The organism is Megasphaera sp. DISK 18, assembly GCF_001682955.1.
Taxonomy (GTDB): domain Bacteria; phylum Bacillota; class Negativicutes; order Veillonellales; family Megasphaeraceae; genus Megasphaera; species Megasphaera massiliensis.
On record NZ_LUGJ01000015.1, the window covers coordinates 73,442 to 96,284 of the forward strand.

General features: G+C 46.6%; 24 protein-coding genes and 1 tRNA gene. 18 read left to right on the forward strand and 7 right to left on the reverse strand.

Features of this window, described 5'->3' with window-relative positions; genetic code table 11:
- Both A0U42_RS03455 and A0U42_RS03460 read right to left on the reverse strand, forming a co-directional pair.
- A complete protein-coding gene (locus A0U42_RS03455) occupies window positions 1-996 on the reverse strand; it encodes an inorganic phosphate transporter (protein ID WP_065359881.1) in 996 nt (331 codons plus the stop codon).
- Window positions 989-1,618, reverse strand: coding sequence for a DUF47 domain-containing protein (locus tag A0U42_RS03460; protein ID WP_065359882.1), 630 nt, complete (start codon window positions 1,616-1,618; stop codon window positions 989-991). The genes A0U42_RS03455 and A0U42_RS03460 overlap by 8 nt, the downstream gene beginning before the upstream one ends.
- 227 nt (window positions 1,619-1,845) lie before the next feature.
- Between A0U42_RS03460 and A0U42_RS03465 the strand changes: the two genes are divergently transcribed.
- The 4 genes from A0U42_RS03465 (at window position 1,846) to A0U42_RS03480 (ending at window position 5,203) form a co-directional block, all read left to right on the forward strand.
- Window positions 1,846-3,174: a nucleobase:cation symporter-2 family protein gene (locus tag A0U42_RS03465; protein ID WP_065359883.1), complete on the forward strand. Its 1,329-nt coding sequence runs from the start codon at window positions 1,846-1,848 to the stop codon at window positions 3,172-3,174.
- 50 nt (window positions 3,175-3,224) lie between these two features.
- Complete coding sequence (locus tag A0U42_RS03470; protein WP_255304093.1) at window positions 3,225-4,334, forward strand: L,D-transpeptidase; 1,110 nt, start codon at window positions 3,225-3,227, stop codon at window positions 4,332-4,334.
- A gap of 164 nt (window positions 4,335-4,498) precedes the next feature.
- Window positions 4,499-4,894 carry a NifB/NifX family molybdenum-iron cluster-binding protein gene (locus A0U42_RS03475; RefSeq protein WP_065359884.1) on the forward strand — a complete coding sequence of 132 codons (396 nt, stop codon included), beginning with the start codon at window positions 4,499-4,501 and terminating at the stop codon, window positions 4,892-4,894.
- A gap of 27 nt (window positions 4,895-4,921) precedes the next feature.
- Window positions 4,922-5,203 (forward strand): glutaredoxin, encoded by a 282-nt coding sequence (locus A0U42_RS03480; RefSeq protein ID WP_044503346.1) that lies wholly within the window; start codon window positions 4,922-4,924, stop codon window positions 5,201-5,203.
- Here A0U42_RS03480 and bioA read toward each other — a convergent pair.
- The 4 genes from bioA to A0U42_RS03500 all read right to left on the reverse strand — a co-directional run bounded on the left by bioA (window position 5,200) and on the right by A0U42_RS03500 (window position 8,575).
- A complete protein-coding gene (gene bioA / locus A0U42_RS03485) occupies window positions 5,200-6,546 on the reverse strand; it encodes an adenosylmethionine--8-amino-7-oxononanoate transaminase (protein ID WP_065359885.1) in 1,347 nt (448 codons plus the stop codon). The genes A0U42_RS03480 and bioA overlap by 4 nt on opposite strands.
- Before the next feature lie 13 nt (window positions 6,547-6,559).
- The gene (bioD, locus tag A0U42_RS03490) at window positions 6,560-7,228 is read right to left on the reverse strand and encodes a dethiobiotin synthase (RefSeq protein ID WP_065359886.1); all 669 of its coding nucleotides are present in this window, start codon (window positions 7,226-7,228) and stop codon (window positions 6,560-6,562) included.
- A gap of 17 nt (window positions 7,229-7,245) precedes the next feature.
- The gene (locus A0U42_RS03495) at window positions 7,246-7,812 is read right to left on the reverse strand and encodes a biotin transporter BioY (RefSeq protein WP_065359887.1); all 567 of its coding nucleotides are present in this window, start codon (window positions 7,810-7,812) and stop codon (window positions 7,246-7,248) included.
- 205 nt (window positions 7,813-8,017) lie between these two features.
- Window positions 8,018-8,575 carry a manganese efflux pump MntP family protein gene (locus tag A0U42_RS03500; RefSeq protein WP_065359888.1) on the reverse strand — a complete coding sequence of 186 codons (558 nt, stop codon included), beginning with the start codon at window positions 8,573-8,575 and terminating at the stop codon, window positions 8,018-8,020.
- 273 nt (window positions 8,576-8,848) lie between these two features.
- On the opposite strand from A0U42_RS03500, the gene A0U42_RS03505 reads away from it, so the two are divergent.
- The 9 genes from A0U42_RS03505 (at window position 8,849) to A0U42_RS03545 (ending at window position 16,838) form a co-directional block, all read left to right on the forward strand.
- Window positions 8,849-9,625: a hypothetical protein gene (locus A0U42_RS03505; protein ID WP_065359889.1), complete on the forward strand. Its 777-nt coding sequence runs from the start codon at window positions 8,849-8,851 to the stop codon at window positions 9,623-9,625.
- Between the two features lie 230 nt (window positions 9,626-9,855).
- A complete protein-coding gene (locus tag A0U42_RS03510; protein WP_225068669.1) occupies window positions 9,856-10,428 on the forward strand; it encodes a kinesin in 573 nt (190 codons plus the stop codon).
- Window positions 10,429-10,651: 223 nt separating this feature from the next.
- The gene (locus A0U42_RS03515) at window positions 10,652-11,239 is read left to right on the forward strand and encodes a GNAT family N-acetyltransferase (RefSeq protein WP_255304094.1); all 588 of its coding nucleotides are present in this window, start codon (window positions 10,652-10,654) and stop codon (window positions 11,237-11,239) included.
- A 509-nt stretch (window positions 11,240-11,748) separates the two neighbouring features.
- Window positions 11,749-12,147, forward strand: coding sequence for a TerB family tellurite resistance protein (locus A0U42_RS03520; protein WP_065359890.1), 399 nt, complete (start codon window positions 11,749-11,751; stop codon window positions 12,145-12,147).
- Between the two features lie 23 nt (window positions 12,148-12,170).
- Window positions 12,171-13,727: a hypothetical protein gene (locus tag A0U42_RS03525; protein ID WP_065359891.1), complete on the forward strand. Its 1,557-nt coding sequence runs from the start codon at window positions 12,171-12,173 to the stop codon at window positions 13,725-13,727.
- Between the two features lie 17 nt (window positions 13,728-13,744).
- Window positions 13,745-14,761, forward strand: a complete 1,017-nt coding sequence (locus A0U42_RS03530; protein ID WP_065359892.1) for a hypothetical protein — start codon at window positions 13,745-13,747, stop codon at window positions 14,759-14,761.
- The gene (locus A0U42_RS03535; RefSeq protein WP_065359893.1) at window positions 14,746-15,069 is read left to right on the forward strand and encodes a YkgJ family cysteine cluster protein; all 324 of its coding nucleotides are present in this window, start codon (window positions 14,746-14,748) and stop codon (window positions 15,067-15,069) included. Before A0U42_RS03530 ends, A0U42_RS03535 begins: the two co-directional genes overlap by 16 nt.
- Before the next feature lie 327 nt (window positions 15,070-15,396).
- Window positions 15,397-15,861, forward strand: a complete 465-nt coding sequence (locus A0U42_RS03540) for a YhcH/YjgK/YiaL family protein (protein WP_065359894.1) — start codon at window positions 15,397-15,399, stop codon at window positions 15,859-15,861.
- A gap of 440 nt (window positions 15,862-16,301) precedes the next feature.
- Window positions 16,302-16,838, forward strand: a complete 537-nt coding sequence (locus A0U42_RS03545; RefSeq protein ID WP_065359895.1) for a hypothetical protein — start codon at window positions 16,302-16,304, stop codon at window positions 16,836-16,838.
- A 236-nt stretch (window positions 16,839-17,074) separates the two neighbouring features.
- Here A0U42_RS03545 and A0U42_RS03550 read toward each other — a convergent pair.
- A tRNA-Thr gene (locus A0U42_RS03550) sits at window positions 17,075-17,150 on the reverse strand.
- A gap of 291 nt (window positions 17,151-17,441) precedes the next feature.
- On the opposite strand from A0U42_RS03550, the gene A0U42_RS03555 reads away from it, so the two are divergent.
- From A0U42_RS03555 to A0U42_RS03575, 5 genes are all read left to right on the forward strand, one after another.
- Complete coding sequence (locus A0U42_RS03555; RefSeq protein WP_065359896.1) at window positions 17,442-18,167, forward strand: FadR/GntR family transcriptional regulator; 726 nt, start codon at window positions 17,442-17,444, stop codon at window positions 18,165-18,167.
- Window positions 18,168-18,332: 165 nt separating this feature from the next.
- Window positions 18,333-19,169: a transketolase gene (locus A0U42_RS03560; protein ID WP_065359897.1), complete on the forward strand. Its 837-nt coding sequence runs from the start codon at window positions 18,333-18,335 to the stop codon at window positions 19,167-19,169.
- Window positions 19,166-20,104, forward strand: coding sequence for a transketolase family protein (locus A0U42_RS03565; RefSeq protein WP_218055518.1), 939 nt, complete (start codon window positions 19,166-19,168; stop codon window positions 20,102-20,104). The genes A0U42_RS03560 and A0U42_RS03565 overlap by 4 nt, the downstream gene beginning before the upstream one ends.
- 21 nt (window positions 20,105-20,125) lie before the next feature.
- A complete protein-coding gene (locus A0U42_RS03570; protein ID WP_065359898.1) occupies window positions 20,126-21,514 on the forward strand; it encodes an MFS transporter in 1,389 nt (462 codons plus the stop codon).
- Between the two features lie 62 nt (window positions 21,515-21,576).
- On the forward strand, window positions 21,577-22,335 hold the full coding sequence (locus A0U42_RS03575; protein WP_065359899.1) for an SDR family NAD(P)-dependent oxidoreductase: 759 nt from the start codon (window positions 21,577-21,579) through the stop codon (window positions 22,333-22,335).
- Window positions 22,336-22,843: the final 508 nt, after the last annotated feature.

A 22,843-nucleotide genomic window follows, 5' to 3' on the forward strand; every position in this document is an offset into this window, starting at 1 on the left:
TTAGAAAAACAGGTGCTGCAGGATGAAGTAGGATAAGGCACCCATGACAGCTGTGCAGGGGATGGTCATGACCCAGGCCGTGACCATCTGACGGGCGACGCTCCAGTGGACGGCTTTAACTCGCTGGGCCGACCCGACGCCCATGATGGAGCCGGAAACGACGTGCGTCGTCGATACGGGCAGGTGCAGCAAGGTTGCTGAGAAGATGACGACAGCTGAGTTTAAGTCAGCGGCAAAGCCGTGGACGGGGTGCATTTTAAAAATCTTGCCGCCGACGGTGCGGATGATTTTCCAGCCGCCGACACTCGTCCCCAAGGCCATGGCCAGGGCGCAGAGGAATTTTACCAGGTCAGGGACTTCCAGGCTGGTGATAAAACCGCCGGATACCAGTGCCAGGGTGATGATACCCATCGATTTCTGGGCGTCATTGGAACCGTGAGAAAAGGCCATCAGGGCCGCTGATACGACTTGCAGCCGGTTGGCAACCAGGTTTACTTTGGCCGGTTTAAAGGAATGGCAGACCATGAAGATGATCTTCATGATGATGAAGCCCGTAATGATGGCCGATATCGGCGAGATGATGAGGGATAAGACGATTTTTAAAATCCCGAAGCCGTTGAGGGCCGCTGCTCCGGCAGAAACCATGATGGCACCGATCATGCCTCCGATGAGGGCGTGCGATGAGCTGGACGGCATGCCGACCCACCAAGTAAGAAGATTCCAGATAATAGCGCCTACGAGGCTGGCAATGATGATCATTTCATTGATTAAGGTCGGCGAAACGACGATATCTCCGCCAATCGTCTTGGCGACGCCCGTCGAAATCATGGCGCCGAGGAAGTTTAAAATCGCAGTGCCGATGATGGCGATGCCGGGCCGAATGGCTCGCGTCGATACGCAGGTGGCAATGGCGTTGGCCGTATCGTGGAAACCATTGATAAAGTCAAAAACAAGGGCCAGGATGACGACCATGATAATAAGCGACGTATCAAGCATACTTCATGGTCACCTCTTTAACGGTATTTGCCAGGGCTTCGACGTTGTCCGAAGCTTCTTCCAGCGTCCCCAGGATGTCTTTCCAGCGGATGACGTTGAGCAGGTCTTTTTCTTCACCGCTGAACAGGCGGGAAATTTCCTGTCTGTAAAGATGGTCGATTTCCGATTCCAGTCGGTTTAAGCGTTCGGCATGGCGCATGAGGTTAGCTTGGTTGCGGTCGATGTCTTTTAAGAGGGAGAAAATCTTATTCATTTCTTCCCCCATGAGGACCAGCTGCTCGGTCATGGCTACGGCAGCCTCCGGAGCTGTGGTAACGTGGTACATGCTGGTACGCATTAAAGCTCCCTGAAGAGAGTCGATGCTGTTTTCGAGCTGGCAGGTCAATTTATAGAAATCTTCGCGGTCGATTGGTGTGATGAAAACGCGGGACAACTTGAAGATGATATCTTGATTGGTTTTGGATGATTCATGTTCTAATTTTACGATTTCTTTTAAGTGGAGTGAAATCGTGGAAACGTCTTGCATAACTTCGTTGGCAATGACGGCGCCGCGATGGAAATTTTGGGCATTGGCTACGAGATAATCGAAGAATTCTTCGTGCTTATTGCTGATACTGAACATAGTTATTCCTCCTATACAGACATGAAAAACATTATATAAGGGATATATCAGTATTTTGCAAAGAATATGTAAAGAATAGGTAAAATATAATGATGCGCTTTGATTTTTTTGCGGCGATGGTATAATGGAGTCATTGCTATTATTTTATAACGGTACTGCCATATACAGTCGTGGAATACGGCTCGCGATGGTGCTGATTTATTCTGAACATGAGGTGACTTTTACAAATGAATGAAGAACGAACCGCACAGATTCATCCCGTCGACGAAATGCTGCCGACTGGCCAACTGTTTGCTTATGGGCTGCAGCACGTCCTGGCGATGTATGCCGGTGCCGTTGCCGTACCTATCATTGTAGCCCAGGCTTTGCACCTGTCGCCGATGGAATTGGTCCACCTGATCAATGCTGATTTGTTTTCCTGCGGGATTGCGACCTTGATCCAGACTCTGGGTTTTTGGAAAGTCGGGGCGCGCATTCCCATGATTCAAGGCGTTACCTTTGCCTCGGTCACACCGATGATCCTTATCGGGGCCGAACACGGCATTACGGCGATTTATGGGGCCATCATCATTGCCGGTTTGTTTACTTTCTTGATTGCTCCGTTTTTTAGCCGATTCATTCGATTTTTCCCGCCCGTTGTTACGGGGACTATCATTACGATTATTGGGATTACCCTTCTGCCTGTCGCTGTAAACTGGATGGGCGGTGGGAATCCAAAGGCGCCTGATTTTGCCTCGCCGATGAATTTATTCCTCGCTTTCATTACTTTGGTTATTATCATTGCCATTTATCGCGGCGGCAAAGGATTTTTGAGCAACGTATCCGTCTTGTTAGGCCTTATCGGCGGTACGATTATTGCCATGGCGTTAGGACAGGCTGATTTTTCGGAAGTCGGAAACGCTTCCTGGTTTGGTCTGGTTACGCCCTTTTCCTTTGGCCTTCCGACCTTTGACATCGGCTCCATCTTATCGATGATGGTCGTCATGATCGTCACTATGGTAGAAACGACGGGCGACTGCATCGCTATCGGGTCGATCGTAGGCACTCCTATCGGACGTGACCGCTTGTCGCGCTGCCTTCGGGCTGACGGCTTGTCGACGGTCATCGGCGGTATCTTGAACAGCTTCCCGTATACGGCCTTTGCCCAAAACGTCGGTTTGATTGCCGTTACCCGCGTCAAGAGCCGCTTCGTCGTCGCCGCTTCCGGCATCATTCTCATTGCCTTAGGTCTCTTTCCGAAGATGGCTGCCGTCGTAGCATCGATTCCGAATTCCGTCTTAGGCGGCGCCGGCGTTGCCATGTTCGGCATGGTCATTGCCAGCGGCATCCGAGCACTGAGCAAGGTCGAGTTTGACGGCACCTACAACTTGATGATTGTTGCCGTCAGTATCGGCGTCAGCATGATTACCCTGACGGCGCCGAATTTCTTCCACAGCTTCCCGTCGTGGGCCAATATCGTTCTCCACAGCGGGATTACTTTGGGGAGTATCACGGCCGTCCTGCTCAATTTGATCTTGAATGGCTGCGGCCGGGAAGAGGATATGGATGGTAATTAAACAACTGTAAATGAAAGTAAATTCGTTTTACCTGAAAGCGAGGGATTTTTTTGCTGAAGAAAATGGTGGCCTTAACCTGTGCCTTTGCTTTGAGTACAGGCGCGGCCTGGGTACATGCGGAAGAACTCAAAACGGCACCGCCTCCTTTTGCGGTGAAGGTTGAAATAAAACCGGCGGCTGCACCACAGACTTCAAATACGTCTTCGCAGAAGACGGTGACCCAGGCTGCTTCCAAGGCTCAACCGAAGGCCGAAAAGGCTGTTAAAAAATCGACGGAGAAAAAAATCGGCGTCAATATAGCCAGCCGCATACTGACCCTTTATGAAGGCGATACAAAAATCAAAATGTATCCTGTCGGGGTAGGCCGGACGTCGACACCGACGCCGACGGGTTTTTATAAGGTACAGAATAAAGAGGTGAATCCGACCTGGATCGATCCTGACGATACGAGCATCCAAATCGCATCCGGCCCGGATAACCCGATTGGATATCGCTGGATCGGGTTTCATGGCAATTACGGAATCCACGGGACGAACAATCCCGGTTCTATCGGCGGCTACGTCTCGAATGGCTGCATCCGTATGAAGGAGCCCGACGTGGAAGACCTGTATCAATACGTATCGATCGGGACGCCGGTTACGGTATATTATGACCGCTTGGTCATCGATGTCAGTCCTGATCACGCCGTATCCTACTACGTCTACCCGGACGGCTACGGCTGGCAGGCCTTAAGTGTAGCGCAGGTAAAGAAAGCCCTGGCCGGCTATGTCGTAGAAGACTTTGCTGAATTCAAAGAGATTTCGGATAAAATAAATCGTTCTGACGGCAATGTGACCTACGTTGCCAAAGCCTATGACTTGGTGGTTAATGGAACGAAACTGTCTAAACGAGCTCTTGGCAAAAACGATCAAATCTATTTGCCGTCTGTAGCCGTTGCGACAGCCCTTGACCTGGATTTGCGCTGGAATCCGCAGCAAGGCATTCTGACCAGTCCTTATGGGATTGCGCCGGGCTATGTAAAGAGTGATGTCGTGTACGTAAACGCGGCTAACGCCTATTCTTTATTCCACTTAAATGGCAGTTTAACTCCGGATTACGTCTATAATATGTATTCTGTAAAAGGCGATAAAACACCGACGGTCGTCATTTCCCGCGGCTAATGCAAAAGGCTGTGAAGAGAGGGTGAATCCTTTCTTCACAGCCTTTTGTTTTTGTTGACAAATACTGACATATGTCATATACTTAGGAAAAGATTGATGACATATGTTGAAAATAGAAATATAAAAAATTCGTCAAGTTATGGCGTATTTAAGGAGAATCTGATATGATGAAGATAGCTGTTACCTATGAACATGGTGATGTATACCAGCATTTCGGCCATTCCTCACAGTTTAAACTGTATGATGTTGAAGATGGGCGCCTGGTCGAAACTCGTATCGTCGATACGGAAGGTCAAGGCCACGGTGCACTGGTATCCTTTTTAACGTCTTTGGGCGTCACGACGGTCATTGCCGGAGGAATCGGTGACGGTGCCAGAAAGGCTCTGGCCGATGCTTCCATCCAATTGTATGGCGGCGTTTCAGGCAGTGCTGATGAAGCTGTCAAAGCCTTGTTGGCCGGAACCTTGGAGTTTAACCCCAACCCGTCCTGTGGCCATCATGGCCACGAAGGCGGTCACCATGGTCATCATGAAGGCCACCATCATTCTCATGACCTTTGATTATTTCCCTGAAAGGAGCGGATTATCTTGAAAAATATTACTGCTTTTTACTTACATAGCTGCCCGTACTGTAAAGGTGCTAAAGAAGCCCTTGCTGAATTGATTGAAGAAAATCCGGAATACCGCAAGGTTACCGTTGACTGGTATGAAGAAACGGAAAATCCCGAAGCGGTAAAAGGCCATTCCTACTATTACGTACCGTCTATGTTCATCGGTACTGAAAAACTGTATGAAGCCCAGCCGGGCCAGTCTTACGATGAAATTAAAGCTCATGTAAAGGCGGCGTTAGATGCGGCCCTGACGGCTTAATCGTCACCCAATACGGCGTGAACAGCTTGTGCACAGCGACGGACGGCTTCGTCCATGGTTTCTTTTTCGATGGTCAAGGGTGGATTAAAGTAAAGGATGTCGCCAATAGGGCGCAGGACTAATCCCAAATCCATGGCTTTGCGGAAAATGTGCCAGCCTAAGCGTTTTTCCGGATTGAACGGGCGTTTACTTGCTCTGTCTTCTACTAATTCAATAGCGTTGATCAGGCCAATGTGGCGAATTTCGCCGACGTTGTGATGGCTGCCGAGAGCAGCATCTAGCTTTTCATGAAGGTAGATGCTTTTCTCGGCAGCTTTTTTTAGTATGTCGTCTCGCTCCATGATTTTTAGGACGGCCAGAGCGGCACGGCAGGCTAAGGGGTTGCCGGCGTAGGTGTGACTGTGAACGAAGGCCTTATGGGTGTTGAAATCCCCGTAAAAGGCTTGGTAAACGGCGTCGGTCGTAATCGTCAGAGACATGGGCAGATAACCGCCGGTAAGCCCTTTGGACGTACAGAGAATATCGGGGCTGATGCCGGCGTGCTCGATGGCAAACATCTTTCCCGTTCGACCAAAGCCGGCGGCGACTTCGTCGTCGATGAGGAGGACGCCGTACTGGTCACAGAGTTTGCGCAGGCGCCGTAAATATTCCGGCGGATAGATACGCATGCCGGCAGCTCCCTGCAGAATCGGTTCGACGATGAGGGCGGCTGTTTCCTTTCCATAGGCGGCAAAAGCTTTTTCGGCACCGATAAAGCATTCACAATCGCAGTTCTCGCGAGTTTTGCCATAGGGACAGCGATAGCAGTCGAGGCCATCGAAGTGAATGTTATGCATCATCATTGGCTTATACATTTGAGCATAGAGGTCCATGCTGCCTACGGACAAGGCGCCGATTGTTTCGCCATGGTAGGATTCGGACAAACACATAAAGCGCTGCCGTTTCGGATGTCCCTTCTGGTACTGGTATTGGAAGGCCATTTTCAAAGCACATTCGACCGACGAGGATCCATTGTCAGTAAAGTTGAAATGAGTCAGGCCTTTGGGCAGCAAGGGCAGCAGGGTTTGACACAGTTCGATGGCCGGACGATGGGAGAAGTTGGCAAAGATAACGTGTTCCAATTTGTCGAGCTGATCCTTGATGGCGTCGTTGATTTCTTCATTGCTGTGTCCTAAGAGATTGCACCACCAGGAACTGATGATATCGATATATTCTTTGCCGTTTGTATCGTAGAGATAACAGCCCTTACCATGGTCGATGACGACGGGTGGGAATACTTCGGCATCTTTCATCTGCTGGGCCGGGTGCCAGATATATTTTAAATCGGCTTCAAGTAAATTCATGTAAACATCCTCCTCACTGGTATAACTGAATCAACTGCCCGGCATCGGCGTCGATGATTTCGTCATTATCGGCGACAACGGCCAATACCGGTTTTTGGCTTAACTTTTCAATCATGCGGATATTGTCTTTTTCCATGGAGCTTCCCGTATAGTGGTTTACGATGAAGCCTTGGACCGGGAGCTGTTTTGCTTTCATATAGAAGGCCGTCAGGACGGCTCCGTTAATGGTACCGAGGCCGGCGGGGCAGACGATGAGGGACGGCAGGTTCAGCCAGTGAATGACGTCTTCTAACTGGAAAAAGGCCTGTTCATCGTCTCGAAGGGGACAGATAATGCCGCCGCTCCCTTCGACGGTGACGTAGGGATAACGGTCCGTTACCTTTTGCCAGTCGCGGAGAATAACTTCTTTTTCAATGGGGCGCTTTTCCCAACGGGCGGCTAAATGGGGCGATACGGCATGGCTGTAGAGGTAGGATAAGAGAAGCTCCGAATCTTCTCCGATGTCGGCCGTTTTATTGACGAAACCGGCGTCACTGTCGGCGACGGTCGGGGCTCCACTGATGGCGGCTTTGTAGTAACCGACGTCGTAGCCGTGTTGACGCAGCGTCTTGACTAAGAGGGCCGTTACATAGGTCTTGCCGATATCTGTACCGGTTCCGGTAATAAATAATCCTTTACTCATGGTGAATTAACTCCTTTCTAACGAGGCAGGCTTCGCTGTATTTGACGGGTCAGAAAGGCCGCGACAATACATAAAAAGATGTCGCCGGGAATGGGTAATAAGAAACAGTAAACGAATAAGGTCCACAGGCTGATGGGGGTTCCCAGGTAGAGGTTGTTTATCATCGTCAAGTAAGCCATGCCGGCGGTGTAAATGACGACCAGGCCGGCGAAATTAGCCATGAGGAGATCCTTCAAGGACGGGTGGGCACTTTGGTGAGCCAAATATCCCGTCAATCCGGCTCCGCCGATGAAGCCCAGGAGATAGCCGAAGGTCGGTTGGAAGATGTAAGACGGGCCGCCGCCTGACGTAAAGACCGGCAGACCGACTAAGCCTAAGAGAACATAGACGCCGACGGAAGCGGCACCGCGACGACCGCCTAAGATGGATCCGGCTAGTGTTGTGAACAATAATTGCAGGGTAAAGGGACAGAAAGGCACGGGAATTCGGATAAAGGCCCCAATGGCAATCAAGGCTGTAAATAAGGCGAATAGAACCAAGTCCCGCGTAGTACAGCGGCGTGCAGACAAGGCTGATGAAGACATGAAACCACTCCTTTTTGGATAATTGTAAACCTGAGCACTTGTGATTTGGTTCACGATAGTTATGATTATACGAGGTCAAAATTTAATTGTCAATCATTATTTGTGTTATTAAAGTTGACAATTAAGATATAAAAAAACACAGCAGAGACGATCACTGCTGTGCTTTGATAACGATGTTAGGCCGGAATATATGCCAATACTTCTTTTAGAAGAGGCCCAGACCTTGGAGGAGAATCTTTAACCCAATAAGGATGAGAACGACGCCGCCGACAAGTTCGGCTTTGCTCTTATAGTGGTTCCCAAATAATCCGCCGGCCCTTATGCCAATGGCAGAGAGCAGAAAGGTCGTGACCCCGATGATTGTAACCGAGGGAATCACCTGTATATTCATGAAGGCGAAGGTGACGCCGACGGCTAAGGCATCGATACTCGTTGCAATGGCCAGCATCAGCATAGTATATGGTTGGAGGGACGGGTTGCAGCTGCCACTCGCTTCACGAGACTCTTTAATCATATTAAGACCGATTGCGCTCAGGAGAATGAAGGTAACCCAATGGTCGTAGGCGTCGATTAATTCAATAAAAAAGCTGCCCAAAATATAGCCGATGGAAGGCATCAATGCCTGAAATCCACCAAACCATAAACCGACAATAATCATATGATGCCATTTGACGTTGCGAAGGGATAAGCCCTTACAGATGGATACAGCAAAAGCATCCATCGACAAGCCGATGGCTATTAAGATCAAATCCAGTATATTCATTAATTGCTCCTCTTTCGTTCCTGACTACAAGATAGACTGCAATTTATTTATTATAAAAGATGCGCCTCTTTATGTCAATGAAAAGCTGACCGATTAAGTATAATTTTGATGGAGGGATGTTGTAAACATCCTTGCCGTTGTTTACGAAGTTTGAACGCCGGGAATGGAAGTGCTTCGTAAACAAGGATAAACAGGCGTGGGAACTATTGTTTTCCTCTAGGAAGAAGCGTATAATAAGGGGCTGCAAGAAGTCAACAAAGGGAGCGATTTAGCATGAAAAAAATAGCAAAAAACATGGTTCTGTGTGCGCTGATGACGATGAGTTTATCAGCCGTTTGTGCTGCCGAAGAGGCGGCTGTTCCAGCGGCCGAACCGCAGGTGACCGTCGCTTCGACAACCCAGGCTCAGCCGAATCAGACTGTCGCCGATTGGCTGGCACCGGCTGCCGGAGACTGGTATAATACCAAAGGCGATTTAGTACTGACTGTCGAAGGCGCCGCCATCAACGGTTCTGCCGTTACAGATATCGAAGACTACACCGACGGCTATCCTCGTAAAGGGAAGTTTACCATTCGTGAACAGGCCGGGGATCGGGTCATGAGCCTGGACTTGATGGGTCATAAGTCTCACCAATATCTCATCATGGACAATACGACGCCACTGCGGAGATCTATCCATGGCGATCACTACGAATCCATTGGCGGCGTTTACTTAGGGATGACCCAATCCGACTTGGAAGCTGCTTACGGACAGGCTGACAGCACTGTACCTGATCAGGATACGTCACGCCTTATCTTCGGCAGTCACCACATGGACGTTTACCTTCGAGCCGGCATCGTCATTGGCGTACGGATTTACGACGGCAGTGATTTGAAATTCGAGCAGTCGGGACTGGGGGCTGCAGATACGGCGGCGGCCTATGCCAAGGCGTATGGCTGGGAATCGACGCCGACGGTTCCGACCGATGGGGCTTCCATTTCGCGGGCTTACAAACTTCCTCAAGGTGAATATCTGCGTTTTGGCCAAAATTTTGTACAGCTTTCCATTTAAAGACGTTTACCTTTAGCGCGTTGGAAGGCGGTCACCCCTTGCAGAATCTCCTCATTTATGACAAATTTGCTTGTGAGAGTTGCATTATTTAATAAGATGGTGTAAACTAAAAGAAAGGAATTTAGATGCGTTTTCATTGTGCTGATTGGCATGGTTGAGCCCTTTATTTCTTAAAATCATGAGCTTGGTAAATCGAAAATGACTGTAGTAAATGCGAGGAGAGAAGATACGTGATTACAACAAAGGATTTAATGGACCGCTACAATATCAAGACCCGTCAGGGCATCATTCAGTTCGTCAAGAAACATTTAGACGAAATTAACCACGATGGGGAAGAACATGCTACGATACAGAAGGGCGAATGGTCTTTTGATACCGAAGCTGTCCGCGTTTTAGACCAATTGCGCGGGCTTCACGACCAGGCGACGATTACGGAATTGGAAAGCGAAAAGGTGTCCAATGCGCAGCAAGAGTCCCATAACCTCCGTATCTTGCTGCTCAAAACCCAGCAGGATCTCAATACGGCCCAGCAGCAGGTCATCAGCCTGCAGCAAAATCTCATTGCCAAGCAGCATGAATTGTCCGAAGTGAAAGTCAAGGCCCTAGAGGGGCAGCAAAATAAAGATCAGGCAGAAGCGCTTCAGGGAGAAGTAGACCGACTGAAAAAAGAAGGTCAGGCTATTGAAGAAGAGCAAAAACAGCTTCAGGAAAAACTGTCTTCCGTTGAGGCAGAACGCGACAGACTGCGTCAGGAGCTGACGGAAACCAATAACCGACCGTGGTGGAAGAAGCTTTTTGCGTAGTACCGGTGTATATCGACTTGATCAGGAGCCGTTTGACAGGCAGGATATCTGCACTGTCAGATGGCTCCTATTTTATTCTTTACTGCGGCGGCCGGCGATTCAGGCTGTTTATGGACGGGCGATTCCGATTGTGCTATACTATGTTTTATCGATTTCCAAAGGACAGATGTCCTTTTAAGGAATCTGTTTTTGAGGCTAAGGGAAACAAAAGAAGTGAAAGGAAATGATGGTTAAGATGAGTCAGGAAGTAAGGATTCGTACTGCCCGGAAAGAAGATGCAGCGGACCTGGCACGGATTTACGCCTATTATGTAAACCAGACGGCCATTACCTTTGAGTATCAGGCTCCGGACGCCCGGGAAATGGAACGTCGGCGAAAAACGATCCTTGCCCGGTATCCGTACTTGGTGGCAGAAAAAGACGGCAAGGTAGTCGGTTATGCCTATGCCCATGAATTTTATAGTCGGGAGGCCTATGCCTGGTCCGTTGAAGCGACGATATACATCGATAAAGATGCCAGACGGTCCGGAATCGGCCGCCCGCTCTATGAAGCCTTGGAAGCAGTGTTGAAAGAGATGGGAATTCTGAACATCAACACCTGCATCGCCATTGCAAAGGATCCGAAAGACCCGTATTTGACCAATGACAGCCTTTCTTTTCATCAGCGCTTAGGCTATGACCAGATCGCTCACTTTCATCACAGCGGCTATAAATTCGGCCGGTGGTATGATGTCATTTGGATGGAAAAAATGATTGGGGACCACGGGGATAACCCGACACCGATTATCCCCTTTGATGCGGAGAAATGGTAAAGGTTTTCTGCTTGAGATGGCTTTGCTATAGTTTTGGCGCGAAAAAAATCGGTACTGCTTCCAGTCTGTGAATTTAATTTATTTATCGACAAGAAAAATACGACATCGCTTTTCCTATCTATGGGGAGGCGATTTTTGTTTACCTGTTTCGTGACAGAAACCGTTACTGCATGATATTTTTGCGCCGAGGCTTCCTTACGACGAAATTTTTCGCCTATAGACGGTTATTTGCGAGCGTGACTCATCGACTTGACTTTCTTTGCTCGTGTAAATCTGTTTACATAGATCGATTCCTTCGCGAGATACCATGCCTCGTCTTTTCCAGCGGCGATGTTGGGGGTTAACCTGATTTCTGATATAATATAAGATAAATAGTATTCACTTTTTAGTCTGCTTTTTATATCGCCTGTCCGCCGTTATTGGGACGTCAGGTATTTCTTTTGGTTCTTTCAATGAAAGCATTATGATTTTATGTTCTTTATGAGGATTATCAAAAGGAGGAAGCGACCATGTTTTTGGGACAATTCAGCAAGGAAGAACAGGCAATCTTTTTGAATTTGGCATATACGATGATGTATGCCGACCATGAAGTCAAAGACGACGAAAGAGAAAAATTTCAGTTGTATCAAACGGAAGTAGAAGCGGATATCACTAAGGCTGAAGTCGTCGACTTTGTGGCGGAACTTGCAAAATTCCAAAATCTCGATATAACGAAAAAGAAGATGCTCCTGTTTGAGTTGCTGGGCATTGCCTTTGCCGACTCAGAATACGCCGAAGATGAACGAGTTTTGATGGAACAGGCCGCTGCCTTTTTATCGGTTTCACCTGTCGATATGGAGCGGATGATGACACTGGTACAGGATCTGGCGCATATCTATCAGGAAGTACATGAGGTCATTATGCGCTAGCTGTAACGCACAGAGGTAGACGTATGCAGAAGAAAAAGAAGTCCAAAGAAGACAAATCAACTAAAAAATTGAAGATCGATACGGCTATTTCAGGGATTACCAATGCGGGAATGGCTGAGGATATACTCCTCCATGGTGCCGCCGGCAAGGAACACATGGTAGCTTATGAAGGATTTGACCATGAAACAGGAATAGCCCTTAAACGAGGGCTAAAGGATATTTCTAAGAGTAAGGTAAATCCGCAGTATAAGGAACAGAATCTCAAACAGCAGGCCGGCTTTTCTGCAGAGGTAAAGGAGACGGCTCGGGAAAATGCCGATCGAATCCTCAAGAAAGATGGGTCACGAAAAGTGCGGACCGACGATATCGGTCGGGTAAACGATCCTTTGTATGACCATGTAGAGGTGGATGCAAAGGGAAATATAATACCCGGGTCGGGTTCGCAGATGAAGTTCGTCGGAAAGAATCCGAAAGAATGCTTGGATAAGCTGATGTCCGGGAAATATAAAAAATATCGCGATGCCAATGTAACCATGGAGGTACCGTCTGATTTCTACGATGGCGTTTGCCGGGAAATCGACAAAAATGTTGCCGATTTGAATAAACAGGTAGAAGCGGCTAAACGTCAGGGAAAAATGGCCGTTGCGAAACAAAAACAGGCGCAGATCGATGACTTGAAACGGACTCGGCAGAACTTGAAAAAATCCCGTGTCTCTCAGGCAGATGCTATGGAAGCGCGGAAGAATCCCCGCCTGTCTACGGCCAAGGATATTCACCGCCTGAGTCATGATGCAGGCGTCAATGCGGCTAAATATGGGGCCGGTATCGGTGGAACCATCAGCGGTCTGAAAAATATGATTGAGGTAGTAAGAGGCAATAAAAGCCCGTCAGAAGCCCTGAAAGATACGGCTCTGACGACGGGAAAAGCTGCTGGGAGCGCTTATGTGACGGCCTATGGCAGTACGGCGGCCATTGCTGTCATGCGCAATGCCAGCCAGTCCTTTGTTCGGACCTTGTCGAGAACGAATTTACCGGCCCAGGTTGTCTCAACGGCAGTCACCTCGGCCGATACGATCTGGCAATGGATGAACGGCAGGATTACAGGAGCGGAATGCCTTCAAGAGATGGGGAAAAATGGTTTTGCTATTTCATCCTCGGCGGCGTATGCGACAGCAGGTCAGCTGTTGATTCCTATCCCGCTTGTGGGCGGGCTCGTCGGCGGCATGGTCGGCTATTCACTAGCCAGTGCTTGCTATGGGGAATTGATGGCAGCCTTAAAAGAAGCCAAACTTGCCAGGGAAGAACGAATCCGGATAGAGCGTGAATGCGAGGAAGCGATTGCAGCCATACGACAATACCGCCAAGAAATCAACGAAATTGCCGATAGACACCTTGCGGAATATCGAAATACCTTTGATGCTGCCTTTGCCGATATGAAGATGTCCATGGGAATCGGAGATATCGATGGCTTTATGGCCGGAGCCAATACGATTACGCGTAAATTTGGCGGAGAAACTAAATTTGATTCATTTGAAGAATTTGACCGGTTGATGAACAATCCGGAACCCTTTAAATTTTGATGAAGGAGGAACTGACTATGCCTATCCCTGTTTTAATTGGTCTTGGCCTTGGTGTGGCTGCCGGCGTTACCGGCGTTGTAAAGGCCGTTGGTGCCAAACAGAAGAATGATCAAGCGCAGGATGTAAACGAGAAAGCCCGGAAGATTTACGACGATGCCAAAGGGGCTGCCGATAGAGCTCGTCGGACGGCGAATGAATCCGTTACCATATTAGGCAAAGAGCGCGCGGATACCTTAACGAATGAGTGTTCCGAATTTAGAGAGACGTTCAATAAGATACATCATATAGACGATTCTTTTTCCGTCGATTTTGGTGGGCAGCTGGAATGGAATGAAGAAGCGTATGTTGAAATGAAAAAATTGGAAACCATTGCATTTTCTATGGCATCCGGAGCCCTCAAAGGTTCGGCGGCCGGGGCATTAACGGCCTTTGGTGCCTATGGCGGCGTCATGTCTTTTGGTGCGGCGTCTACGGGGACGGCCATTGCCAGCTTAAGCGGAGCGGCTGCTACCAATGCGACCTTAGCTTTCTTAGGCGGCGGGACACTGGCTGCCGGCGGTCTCGGCATTGCCGGGGGAACCATGGTCTTAGGCGGCCTTGTGGCAGGTCCGGCCTTGGCCGTTTTAGGCTTTACGTTAAGTTCCAAGGCGTCGGCTAACTTAGATAATGCTCGCAGCAATTTGGCCAAGGCTCGTGAAATTGCTGAAGAGTTGGCAGTTTTAAGAGATGGCTGTTATAAAATCCGTGATGTGGCTCAGATGTATACGGACATGCTCCATAAGTTAAGGCCTCTCTTATCGTCTTTGACGGAGGAGATGGACTGGGGAATCCGAGAATACGGAACCGATTATCGGAGCTATCCGGTGGATGTCAAACAAAACGTTGCCGCCGGTATGGCGACTTTCCAAGCGATTGTACCGATTGTCCGGACTGCCATAATTACTAAAGACGGAGCCGTCGATGAGAGGGCTTTGCGGATTATCGACGGAGCGAAGGCCAAATTACCGGAATTAAGGTCATGGCAGCCAGAATGAATTTTCCCTGTATCCGGTGCGGCGAATGCTGCCGCCATGCCGGAGAAGTTCCCCAATTAGCTTCGAGCACAGATGCCGACGGCGTCTGCCTGTATCTCGATAAAAGAACGAATCGCTGCACCATTTATGCGACGAGGCCGAAGGTGTGCAACGTTTCCTATATGTATCAACACTACTTTAAAGACCCAATGACGGAGCGGGAATTCATTCAAAAGAATCTGCAAGTTTGCTGTCATTTAAACAAGGCTGCCGGGAAAATCGACAATGTTGAAACAATAGAGAAAATCTTGGAAACCTTTGATTCATAACCGGATCCTCGGTGGTCAGGGTGGCAGAAAGGGACTTCGAATCCCGTCGCGACTTTGTAAGACTGGATTTTTATCGTTACGATAAAAATCGTAAGTTTCTCAAATATGAAAACAGAGCAGACGATTTCGTCTGCTCTGTTTTTTATGCGACGGATCTGATTCTATATTGATAGGACGCTAAAATCTATGTATACTAGGGTTCAAAGGGAGCATCGAAATGAAATACCTGGGTATTTTGTTTTGGGTTAAAAGGGTTCATGCGATGGAACATCGCCGTTTATACATGAATCAAGCATTTATATTAATTATTCCTGGGAGGGGTATGTTATGATCTTTTCATCTCTTTATGCAAACAACCGAAGTATCGTCTTTCCGAGTGCCATTGAAGAGGCTCTTGAGTATTTAAAAAGCCATGATTTTACAACCATGGAACCGGGGGTCTATGAAATTAAAGGGAAAGACATCTATGCACAAGTCTTTGATACCGAAACGAAGCCCGCTGAAAAACAGCGCCCGGAAGTACACGAAAAATACATCGACGTTCAGTTCTTGGCTTCCGGGAAGGAAAAACTGGGGTTTACACCGGATACCGGAAACTATGAAGTGGCAGAACGAGATGATGAACGCGATTTAATTTTCTATAAAGAAGTCGAAAATGAAGGTTTCGTCGAAGCTAGACCTGGCTGTTTCAGTATCTTCTTCCCGGAAGATGTCCACCGCCCTGCCTGCGCATCGGGAAAATCGATGACCGTTCGAAAAGTAGTCGTAAAAGTCAGCGTGGACTTACTGTAAGGGAAGCGGAGGTTTCATGACTCGCTGAATTCACAAGGTGTAACATATATAGGCCGTTATAGCGGCCAAAGGGCAGTAGTTTATTTCCGAGTAACCTGAAAAAGATTGCTCGGAAATTTTTTATTGGAATATCCTGTTCCGTTGGCAGGCTTTCGAAACGATAATCTGCATGCTGTTTTGAGGCAGCCATGCAGATGCGGCATCGTCGAACCTATCAGAGCGAGCAGTTCTTTGCATTTGCAATGAGCGTATGGTAAGATACTACTAACTGATAAGGGAAAAGATATTTTGTGTGGGTGTTGGAATGGGGATGTGAATCAACCCCATTTTTTGCTGTTATCGATGGATATTTTATATCCCTGCGCCGTTTTTTGAACGCAGGACCGGGTTCTGTAGTATGAACCCATGTGATTATGCTTCATAATGAAAAGGAGAACGCCATGGATGACATCAAAAACATTGAGAAATACCTGATTGGCCGCTATTTACAGGAGAAGGATATAAGCCTTGCCGAAGTTCCGCAGCGGCGAAACGCCCTCTTGTATTTGGCTCAGCGGGAAGAATTAGCTGTCATGGACTGCCCGCTGTATGAAACGATCATCCTCGCCGGAGATAAAGGACCGGTCTTTCCCGAAATTCCCGTCAGGACCTCGGAGGAAGCCTTGACACTGACCTTAGACTGCCTCTATGGTATGAGGACTGTCTATAAAGGCGGCCTCTTTCCCGGCGTGTTGCCGGAGGGAATGAATCGGATCCAGAACGTCGTTATAACCTATAAGGATGTCCTCGACGATGAACTGAGGAAGATAGTCCTAAATCAGATCTCGTGGCAGCAGGCCAGAAAATCAGGACAGCCATACGACTTGGAGGATATTCGAAAGGATGCTCGAAAGATTCGTCCCTACGACAACGCCTGGGATTTGTACTATGACGAAGACTACCCCGGACTGGAGCGCTATGAAGCCCATAATGAGTGATTTCATAGGGGAGATTTTCCTACTTAGGCTGTGAAATGTCTGACCCTTTAAACGCCCGTTGAGGGCTTTTTAGCGGGAGACCCAGGGAATCCCCTGTAATAAATAAGACATCCCAAGATTTGACACAATGCTTTTTTATACAAATAAACGGCGCTGATTATTTCTAAATAGGGCCACCAAATACCGTCAGATACAAAGAAAAAAGGCTTCCGATTTCTCGGAAGCCTTGATTTTACTGGAGCCACTAATAGGATTCGAACCTACGACCCTCTCATTACGAATGAGATGCTCTGCCAGCTGAGCTATAGTGGCAAGTACTCTTATATTATAGTCATGTGATACCCTGTTGTCAACACTTTTTTTCTCATAGTGAGATATTTTTCTGACGGTGAGGGGATCGGCTTTTAGATATGTAAAACGACAGAGGGTTATTCCGTGAAATATGACACATTGTCTAATTTATAGGAAATATAGTATAATAAAACGAAAAACAGACGGTAGAACAATGAACATTTAATCATGGCTTTTCTTTTTGGGAGATGAGATACCTTTTATTTTGCAAGATTGCTTGAAAACTGAACTTGTTTATAGGAGCTGTTTATTATGGTGGAAGAAACACAAAAGTATTTAAAACCAATCAATACGAAGTCTGTCGTACAACAAGTCGTTGATCGATTGACACAGGCATTAATTAATAAGGAATTGCAGCCCGGAGATAAAATCCCGACAGAGAAGGAATTGGCGGCTACGTTTGGGGCTGCTAGAAATTCTGTGCGGGAGGCTATTAAGATTCTCATTTCGTTTGGCGTTTTAGAGATCAGAAGACCGGAAGGCACTTTTGTGACGAATGGATTTACCGATGGAATGATTGATCCTTTGTTATATGGAATTATTTTGGATGATGCAGAATCTATGGATTCCTTGATGGAATTGCGTGAATGGAATGATTTTGGTATGCTGCGATTGGCCATTGAGAAAGCGTCACCTGAAGATATCAAGTTATTGGAAGCGCGTTTGGAAGATTTAAAAAAGAAATTATCTGCAAATGATTTTGATGGCGTTTTATCAGCCGATGATGCCTTTCATGAAACCTTGGCACTTATTACTCACAATTCATTGTTTGGAAAAATATGTCATGTAACAAGGCTGTTGACCACTTCTTTACGATACAAGACGCTTACCCATATGCTGCGGTCTAAAAAAGGTTCGGAAGAAGTGTATCGAACCCATGTTGAAATGCTGAACGCTATTAAAAATAAAGATATTGACAATGCGGAAAGTATTATTCGGAAAAGCTATTTCTATGACGAAGGCGCCTTAGACGGGTAGTTGTTACTGCCTGTCGGCCGTATCATCGATGATTTCGCCTTTTTCTAAAATTGAATAATTGTATTGACAAATTGTAATTGCGGTGATATTATTACAGCATAAGAAAGGTCCTACGTTGATCGTTGGATGAAAAACCATGAGAAATTTTATAAGAGGTGATTAATTATGAAGAACACAAGCGTAAAGGAGTTAGAACGTACAGCCGTTGATTTGCGGAAAAAGGCCGTAAGGATGATTTATGAAGCACAGTCAGGTCACCCCGGCGGAGCTTTATCGGTCGCTGATTTCGTAACCGCATGTTATTTTCGGGAAATGAATATCGATCCGAAAAATCCTAAATGGCCAGATCGTGACCGCTTCGTACTTTCTAAAGGACATGTCTGCCCGATTCAATATGCTGCCTTAGGGACTTTGGGGTATTTTCCCGAAGAAGATTTACATACGCTCCGTAAAGAAGGGTCCAAATTGCAGGGCCATCCGGATATGAAAAAATGCCCGGGAATTGACATTTCTACGGGATCTCTGGGACAGGGATTGGCTTGTGCTGTTGGAATGGCGATTGCCGGCAAGAACGAAAATAAAGATTATCGCGTTTTTGTAGCTGTTGGAGACGGTGAATGCCAAGAAGGGGAAATTTGGGAAGCGTGCCAAACGGCTCATAAGTATGAATTAGATAACTTGATTGTATTTATTGACAATAATAATCTTCAAATCGATGGAACGACAGATGAAGTCATGCCGAATATCGATCTTGGTAAGAAGTTTGAAGCTTTCGGTTTTGATGTCTATGAAATTGATGGTAATAATATGGAACAAATTGTGCATACCTTAGATTTGATCCGTATGCGTAAAAATAAGAAGCCCCATTGCATTTTTGCTCATACGGTCAAAGGCAAAGGCATTTCCTACATGGAAAACAGTTGCAAATGGCATGGTGTAGCACCTAATGATGAAGAATACAAACAAGCGATGGAAGAACTCGAAGGGGGTATGGAATCATGATGGACATGGGAAAGAAAGCGACTCGAGAAGGTTTTGGTGAAGAAATTGTTGCACTGGGAAGAGATAATAAGGATATTTATGTTGTTGACGCTGATATTGCAAAGTCCTGCAAATCTACAACTTTTGGCAAGGCCTATCCCAAACAACATGTAAACGTTGGCATTGCTGAACAAAATGCCGCCGGTGTTGCGGCAGGATTGGCAACGACCGGCAAAATTCCCTTCGTAGTAACTTATGCAGTATTCGGATCTTTGAGAATGTGCGAAATGATACGGCAAGAAATTTGCTATCCTAATTTGAATGTTAAAATTGCCTGCTCACACGGCGGCGTGACACCGGCTAACGATGGAGCCAGTCATCAAGCCATTGAAGATATGGGGGTATTGCGTACGATTCCCAATATGACCATCGTTATGCCGGCTGACTATGTTTCAGCAAAAAAATTGACAGCCGCTGTGGCTGAAATGTACGGTCCTTGTTATATTCGCTTTACTCGTGACGCCATTCCGGTAATCTATGATGAAGATACTACCTTTGAAATTGGCAAGGCGCATCTGGTCCAGGAGGGAACTGACGTAGCTATTATTGCTAATGGAGATACCGTTCGATTGGCGATTTTGGCGGCTGAAGAGTTGGCTCGTGAAGGAATTTCAGCAAAGGTCCTTGATATGCATACGATCAAGCCTCTTGATGTAGCAGCGGTGAAAGATTGCCTTGAAAATATAGGCAACATTATTACCGTAGAAGACCATAATATTTTTAACGGATTAGGCAGTGCTGTCTGTGAAGTGGCTGCTGAAATGGGCAAAGGCAGAGTAGAACGGATTGGCATCCGCGATCAATTCGGCGAATCAGCACCCTATGAACGCCTATTGGCTAAAAATGGGATTACTGTCGAAAATATTGTAGAAAAGGCTAAAGGTTTTGTGAAGTAGGTTGCTTTTAAAGGAGATATTATGGATACAACGGCTATTGAGAGGAGTACTGTAAAGAAAGTAACGAGGAGACTTATTCCCTTTTTATTCATCTGCTTTGCTATTTCGATACTTGACCGTGTAAATATTGGGTTTGCAGCCTTGCAGATGAACTCTGATTTGGGGTTTTCCAGCGCCGTGTTTGGGTTTGGTGCAGGGATTTTCTTCTTGGGTTATTTTTTGTTAGAAGTTCCCGGCGGTGCGCTCATGACCAAGTTCGGTGCCCGCCGATGGATTTCCCGAATTATGGTTTCATGGGGGTTGGTATCGTGCCTGACTGCCTTTGTTACTACGGATGTTCAATTTTACGTTGTTCGATTTTTCCTAGGCGTTTGTGAAGCGAGTTTCTTCCCTTGCATGGCTTGGTATTTGAGCACTTGGTTTCAAACCAAGCATCATGCAAAGGCTATTGCCGGTTTTATGATCGCAATTCCGTGTGCAAGCGCTTTTGGATCTCCGATTTCAACGTATCTGCTGCAGGCAAGTTTTTTAGGACTACATGGATGGCAATCCCTGTTCATTTTAGAGGCAATTCCATCTATAATTTTGGGGATTATCGTTTTCTTTTACTTAGATGACCGGATTGAGGATGCGAAATGGCTAAACGCTGATGAAAAACACTGGCTTCTGGGCGTAATCCGGGAAGAGCAACAAATAAAAGCGTCTAAGAAATCGATGTCGTTCTTAGCTGCACTTAAAGAGAGAGACGTGTTGGTCCTGGCTGTCGGTTATTTCACTTGGATGTGTGGCTACTACGGTATTGTGATGTTTTTGCCGATGTTGGTTCAGGAGATGTCAAAGTCTCTCAGTACGACGGCAATCGGTTGGATCATTGGGGCCATGTATTTATTTGCGGCCATCGTTATGTATTTGAATGGGCTGCATTCCGATAAAACGGATGAACGTCGGTATCATGTTGCTGTTTGTCTAATTATTTCTGCGGTCGGGATGGCTGTCAGCCTCTATGCTGCACAATCGAATCTCGTTTTGGGATTGCTCGTATATGCTATTGCATTGGCAGGGGCTTATGGCGCTTATTCACCTTTCTGGGCCATTCCGCCGGCCTACTTATCGGGGCCTGCTGCTGCGGCAGGCATTGCCTTGATTAACAGTGTCGGCAATCTGGGCGGATTTATGGGGCCTTATGTAATGGGCTATATCAGCATGGCGACAGGAGTCTTTAATGCGGGAATCTTATTTTTAGCTGGTTGCATGGTTATCAGTTCTATCATTATTATGGTTTGTGTAAAACAAACCGGGAAAGCCTTGCGTGATAATGAATATCGTGAGGAGCAGGAATCAAAAAAATATGATGTCTTGCGTGAAAATGAATTGAATGATAAACACAGTGTAACCACGACATATCATTAATGATGATGGCTGGTTAATCATAATATAGTGAGTTTTTTATCCTATAATTGGAGGCGGTTATTATGTTAGATTTTCAGGATCAAGTTGTTATTGTTACGGGGGCCGGTTCGCCAAAAGGTATTGGACGAGTTATCGCAAAAACATTTGCTCGACAGGGCGGCACCGTTATTATTGCGGATATTAACAAAGTGGGCGTCGATGAGACCGTTAAAATCATTGTAGATGAGGGCGGAAAAGCGGAAGGTATTTTACTCGATGTGACCAGCAAAGAATCGGTTGATCAAATGGTTGAACGAGTTATGAACAAGTATGGTCGGATTGATGTTCTTATTAACAATGCCGGGATATCTCAGAAGGTTACCGTGGAAGATATGACATTAGATGATATGAAACGGATTTTTAATGTCAATATGTTTGGCCTTTTCCTGTGCACCCAAGCCTGCATGAAACCTATGATGGAGGCCGGTTATGGTCGGATTGTAAACCTTTCTTCTGTTTCAGCCAAACGTGGTGGTGGAATTTTTGGGGGAGCCCATTATTCGGCCTCTAAAGCGGGGGTGTTAGCTTTTTCTAAAAATTTGTCCCGCGAAATTTGCAAATATGGGATTACTATCAATTGTGTTTGCCCCGGCCTCATTAATACCGAAATCTGGAAATCTTTGCCTCAGGAACAAGCGCAGAAAATCATTGATGGCATTCCCGTAGGGCGTCCGGGAGAAACTCAAGAAGTAGCGGATACTATTGTATTCCTGGCCTCTAAGGAAGCATCTTATATTACCGGTGAAGAAATTGATATCAATGGCGGCCAGCATATGGATTAGTTAATATACAGCATCTATTGCCTAAGGTCGACTTTCGATATAGTTGTTAGAGGCAGTGAATCTTCTATCTAAAAGAATCTTGATATTCAGCAGAACAGGATTCTAATTTGGGCTTGAGAATACTAACATGCTCTAAATCTAAGACCCTCTCATTACGAATGAGAGGGTCTTCTTGCGGAATGATTGGGGCAACTACTTCATATTATAGGTATGAGCTGCGCAGTTGGTGGCCTTTTTTCTCATAGTGTGATATTGGGGCTGATGTGAATGGTATGATTCCTTCTGAAATTGGCGTGACGTTTATATTTATGTATTGTATAGTTACTTATAAAGATACGGTGCATCTTTTATGCTTTGCCGATAGCTCTCGATAGAAGGAGGCGTTGTTTTAAAGGGGGTTATGGAAAACGACGTTTCCTTTTTACTGGCACCGTATATGGTTGTATTAGGAACGAATCAAGTGAAACGTTTAAATTTTACAAAATGTATTGACAAGCTCCTTCGAGTT

Coding starts and splice junctions, on each gene's coding strand:
- A0U42_RS03455 (WP_065359881.1), bottom strand. CDS start 996: ATGCTTGATACGTCGCTTATTATCATGGTCGTCATCCTGGCCCTTGTT.
- A0U42_RS03460 (WP_065359882.1), bottom strand. CDS start 1,618: ATGTTCAGTATCAGCAATAAGCACGAAGAATTCTTCGATTATCTCGTA.
- A0U42_RS03465 (WP_065359883.1), top strand. CDS start 1,846: ATGAATGAAGAACGAACCGCACAGATTCATCCCGTCGACGAAATGCTG.
- A0U42_RS03475 (WP_065359884.1), top strand. CDS start 4,499: ATGATGAAGATAGCTGTTACCTATGAACATGGTGATGTATACCAGCAT.
- bioA (WP_065359885.1), bottom strand. CDS start 6,546: ATGAATTTACTTGAAGCCGATTTAAAATATATCTGGCACCCGGCCCAG.
- bioD (WP_065359886.1), bottom strand. CDS start 7,228: ATGAGTAAAGGATTATTTATTACCGGAACCGGTACAGATATCGGCAAG.
- A0U42_RS03495 (WP_065359887.1), bottom strand. CDS start 7,812: ATGTCTTCATCAGCCTTGTCTGCACGCCGCTGTACTACGCGGGACTTG.
- A0U42_RS03500 (WP_065359888.1), bottom strand. CDS start 8,575: ATGAATATACTGGATTTGATCTTAATAGCCATCGGCTTGTCGATGGAT.
- A0U42_RS03505 (WP_065359889.1), top strand. CDS start 8,849: ATGAAAAAAATAGCAAAAAACATGGTTCTGTGTGCGCTGATGACGATG.
- A0U42_RS03515 (WP_255304094.1), top strand. CDS start 10,652: ATGATGGTTAAGATGAGTCAGGAAGTAAGGATTCGTACTGCCCGGAAA.
- A0U42_RS03520 (WP_065359890.1), top strand. CDS start 11,749: ATGTTTTTGGGACAATTCAGCAAGGAAGAACAGGCAATCTTTTTGAAT.
- A0U42_RS03525 (WP_065359891.1), top strand. CDS start 12,171: ATGCAGAAGAAAAAGAAGTCCAAAGAAGACAAATCAACTAAAAAATTG.
- A0U42_RS03530 (WP_065359892.1), top strand. CDS start 13,745: ATGCCTATCCCTGTTTTAATTGGTCTTGGCCTTGGTGTGGCTGCCGGC.
- A0U42_RS03535 (WP_065359893.1), top strand. CDS start 14,746: ATGGCAGCCAGAATGAATTTTCCCTGTATCCGGTGCGGCGAATGCTGC.
- A0U42_RS03540 (WP_065359894.1), top strand. CDS start 15,397: ATGATCTTTTCATCTCTTTATGCAAACAACCGAAGTATCGTCTTTCCG.
- A0U42_RS03545 (WP_065359895.1), top strand. CDS start 16,302: ATGGATGACATCAAAAACATTGAGAAATACCTGATTGGCCGCTATTTA.
- A0U42_RS03555 (WP_065359896.1), top strand. CDS start 17,442: ATGGTGGAAGAAACACAAAAGTATTTAAAACCAATCAATACGAAGTCT.
- A0U42_RS03560 (WP_065359897.1), top strand. CDS start 18,333: ATGAAGAACACAAGCGTAAAGGAGTTAGAACGTACAGCCGTTGATTTG.
- A0U42_RS03565 (WP_218055518.1), top strand. CDS start 19,166: ATGATGGACATGGGAAAGAAAGCGACTCGAGAAGGTTTTGGTGAAGAA.
- A0U42_RS03570 (WP_065359898.1), top strand. CDS start 20,126: ATGGATACAACGGCTATTGAGAGGAGTACTGTAAAGAAAGTAACGAGG.
- A0U42_RS03575 (WP_065359899.1), top strand. CDS start 21,577: ATGTTAGATTTTCAGGATCAAGTTGTTATTGTTACGGGGGCCGGTTCG.